This is a genomic window from Pyramidobacter piscolens W5455, from assembly GCF_000177335.1.
GTDB lineage: Bacteria > Synergistota > Synergistia > Synergistales > Dethiosulfovibrionaceae > Pyramidobacter > Pyramidobacter piscolens.
The window spans coordinates 1-1,106 of the sequence record NZ_ADFP01000005.1 but is presented as its reverse complement, the minus strand read 5'-3'; the positions used below and the strand labels follow the sequence as shown (position 1 = coordinate 1,106).

Genomic DNA, 1,106 nt, shown 5'->3' with positions numbered 1-1,106 from the left:
GTTCGCGACGCGAGGCTGGATGGCCTTCCCCATTATGATTCTTCTCGCTTCCGGCGGCATCGGGATGCCCGCGTTGCAGGCCATGCTGTCCAGGCAGGTAGATGACGACCATCAGGGACAGCTTCAAGGATCGCTCGCGGCTCTTACCAGCCTAACTTCGATCATTGGACCGCTGATCGTCACGGCGATTTATGCCGCCTCGGCGAGCACATGGAACGGGTTGGCATGGATTGTAGGCGCCGCCCTATACCTTGTCTGCCTCCCCGCGTTGCGTCGCGGTGCATGGAGCCGGGCCACCTCGACCTGAATGGAAGCCGGCGGCACCTCGCTAACGGATTCACCACTCCAAGAATTGGAGCCAATCAATTCTTGCGGAGAACTGTGAATGCGCAAACCAACCCTTGGCAGAACATATCCATCGCGTCCGCCATCTCCAGCAGCCGCACGCGGCGCATCTCGGGCAGCGTTGGGTCCTGGCCACGGGTGCGCATGATCGTGCTCCTGTCGTTGAGGACCCGGCTAGGCTGGCGGGGTTGCCTTACTGGTTAGCAGAATGAATCACCGATACGCGAGCGAACGTGAAGCGACTGCTGCTGCAAAACGTCTGCGACCTGAGCAACAACATGAATGGTCTTCGGTTTCCGTGTTTCGTAAAGTCTGGAAACGCGGAAGTCAGCGCCCTGCACCATTATGTTCCGGATCTGCATCGCAGGATGCTGCTGGCTACCCTGTGGAACACCTACATCTGTATTAACGAAGCGCTGGCATTGACCCTGAGTGATTTTTCTCTGGTCCCGCCGCATCCATACCGCCAGTTGTTTACCCTCACAACGTTCCAGTAACCGGGCATGTTCATCATCAGTAACCCGTATCGTGAGCATCCTCTCTCGTTTCATCGGTATCATTACCCCCATGAACAGAAATCCCCCTTACACGGAGGCATCAGTGACCAAACAGGAAAAAACCGCCCTTAACATGGCCCGCTTTATCAGAAGCCAGACATTAACGCTTCTGGAGAAACTCAACGAGCTGGACGCGGATGAACAGGCAGACATCTGTGAATCGCTTCACGACCACGCTGATGAGCTTTACCGCAGCTGCCTCGC

General features: G+C 56.6%; 3 protein-coding genes and 1 pseudogene. 2 read left to right on the top strand and 2 right to left on the bottom strand.

Annotated features, from left to right (window positions below; genetic code table 11):
- A pseudogene (locus tag HMPREF7215_RS00165) lies at nt 1-307 on the top strand (hypothetical protein); the annotation flags it as partial.
- Between the two features lie 55 nt (nt 308-362).
- Here HMPREF7215_RS00165 and HMPREF7215_RS14000 read toward each other — a convergent pair.
- Both HMPREF7215_RS14000 and HMPREF7215_RS14105 read right to left on the bottom strand, forming a co-directional pair.
- Nucleotides 363-491 carry a type VI secretion protein gene (locus tag HMPREF7215_RS14000; protein ID WP_001260374.1) on the bottom strand — a complete coding sequence of 43 codons (129 nt, stop codon included), beginning with the start codon at nt 489-491 and terminating at the stop codon, nt 363-365.
- 54 nt (nt 492-545) lie between these two features.
- Nucleotides 546-914 carry a hypothetical protein gene (locus HMPREF7215_RS14105; RefSeq protein ID WP_000538659.1) on the bottom strand — a complete coding sequence of 123 codons (369 nt, stop codon included), beginning with the start codon at nt 912-914 and terminating at the stop codon, nt 546-548.
- Here HMPREF7215_RS14105 and HMPREF7215_RS00150 point away from each other — a divergent pair.
- Nucleotides 913-1,106: Rop family plasmid primer RNA-binding protein (locus HMPREF7215_RS00150; protein ID WP_032948266.1), on the top strand; the 194-nt coding region annotated here is incomplete at its 3' end. The genes HMPREF7215_RS14105 and HMPREF7215_RS00150 overlap by 2 nt on opposite strands.